The 2,399-nt window shown below is 41.4% G+C and carries 1 protein-coding gene; it reads left to right on the forward strand.

Features of this window, described 5'->3' with window-relative positions:
- Nucleotides 1–86: 86 nt before the first annotated feature.
- On the forward strand, nt 87–2,399 hold a 2,313-nt coding region (locus AC4E96_RS14045; RefSeq protein ID WP_490256275.1), incomplete at its 3' end, for an efflux RND transporter permease subunit.

A 2,399-nucleotide genomic window follows, 5' to 3' on the forward strand; every position in this document is an offset into this window, starting at 1 on the left:
AAAGTCGTTACCCGTGGTGCTTTTTTTGTCGCCTCAGAGATAGCTAAAGGCGGTTTTGATCCGCACAATCATTAAGGAGGGTAATCATGTTTAATCGAATTATTGATTGGTCTATTAACAACAGATTACTCGTGCTAATCGCGTTGTTTGCATTAATTGCAAGTGCTGTTGTCACCATACCTAAGTTGAACTTGGATGCGTTTCCAGACGTTACAAACGTACAAGTTGCTGTTAATACTGAAGCGCCGGGTTTAGCCGCAGAAGAAGTAGAGCAACTTATCACATATCCAATTGAAGCTGTGATGTACGCATTACCAGATGTAGAACAAGTGCGCTCTATTTCAAAAACAGGTTTGTCGGGTGTCACTGTAGTCTTTAAAGAAGGCACGGATATATATTTTGCAAGACAATTGGTATTTGAACGCTTACAAGCTGCGAAAGAGCTTATACCTGCTGGGGTTGGGACACCAGAGATGGGGCCAAACACTTCTGGTTTAGGGCAAGTATTTCAATATTTGTTGATATCAGACGACACAAACAAGTATGACTCAATGGCGCTTAGAAGTCTGAATGACTGGATCATTAAACTGCTAATAATGCCTGTAGACGGTGTTACAGATGTGCTGTCATTCGGTGGTAACGTTCGTCAATACCAAGTTAATGTCGATTCTTCAAAACTATTATCCTACGAGTTAACCCAAGAGGATGTGGTATCAGCGCTTGAAAATAACAACGCCAATGTTGGTGGCTGGTACATGAATCGCGGTCAAGAACAGCTTGTTATTCGTGGTACTGGTTGGTTCGAAAGTGGTGAAAAAGGTATTGAAAATATTCAGCAAGTACCTGTGAAAACACTCAATGGTGTAGTTGTTACTGTTTCGGATGTCGCCAACGTAGGACTTGGTGCTGAGATCAGACAAGGCGCTGTCACTATGACCCGCAAAACGGAGAATGGCAATGTTGAGAACTTAGGTGAAGTGGTCTCTGGCATTGTATTAAAACGCATGGGATCAAATACCAAAGCGACGATAGACGGTATTAATGCTAGAACAAAGCTTATCAATCAGGCATTACCAGAAGGTGTGCGATTTGAGCCTTTTTATGATCAAGCTGACTTAATTGAAAAAGCCGTGGCAACCGTTGTTGAAGCCCTTACTTTGGCTTTTATTTTTATCACTATTGTGCTTGCTCTATTTTTAATGAATTTAAGAGCTACATTTCTGGTGCTCATTTCAATTCCAATTTCCATTGGTATTGCATTAATGGTGATGGCTTGGCTAGGTGTTTCAGCCAACTTGATGTCGCTTGGCGGTATCGCTGTAGCTATTGGCATGTTAGTCGATGGTTCAGTTGTCATGGTTGAAAACATGTTTAAACACCTAAACAGGCAACTAGAAAGCGGAAGCGCTGATGAAAGTATTGAAGCTAAACAAAAGTTAAAATTGGCAGGCAAAGAAGTTGCTCGCCCTATCTTTTTTGCGGCTTCAATTATTCTCGTAGTTTTTACGCCACTGTTTAGTTTTGAAGGTGTTGAAGCGAAGCTCTTTCAGCCAATGGCTATCAGCATTATGTTAGCTGTGATGTCAGCTATTGTAGTTGCTTTGTTTATTGTTCCTGCACTAGCCTCTTTTATGTTTAAGCGAGGGGTGACAGAAAGGGAAAGTTTGATTTTAAAACCTATCGATATTTTGTATCGAAAGTTATTGAAAATCGCATTAAAGCAAACTAAGTTTGTTGTGTTTGTGTCAATAGCTCTAGTCGCGTCGGCAGCGGCAATCATTCCACAAATTGGAACAGAGTTCGTGCCAGAGTTAGAGGAAGGAACGATCAACTTAAGAGTGACACTAGCGCCTTCTTCTAGTTTGGAAACAGCGCTATCTGTTGCCCCTATATTAGAAGAAAAGCTAATGGCTTTCCCTGAAGTGACTTACGCATTGAGTCGAATTGGCCGAGCAGAAATTGGCGGCGACCCAGAGCCAGTTAACAACATTGAAATCTACATTGGTCTTAAGCCTGTTTCAGAATGGACAAGCGCCTCTAATCGTTATGAGTTGCAAGATAAAATGAAGCGCTCATTAGAAGAGTTTCCGGGATTGTTACTAAATTTCTCTCAGCCTATTGCTACTCGTGTAGATGAGTTGTTATCAGGGGTTAAAGCGCAACTTGCCATTAAATTATTTGGCTCTGATTTACAGGTGCTAGCAAATAAAGGGCGAGAAATTGAAGCTGCGATTAAGTCAATTGATGGTGCAAAGGACGTTGCACTTGAACAGATTGCAGGTGAAGCACAACTTGTTATTGCTCCTAATAGGCTTGAGCTTTCTCGATATGGTTTATCTGTTGGTGATGTCATGGAAGTAGTTCAAGACGGTATTGGTGGTGTTGAGGCTGGACAAATT

The organism is Psychrosphaera sp. (genome assembly GCF_982872775.1).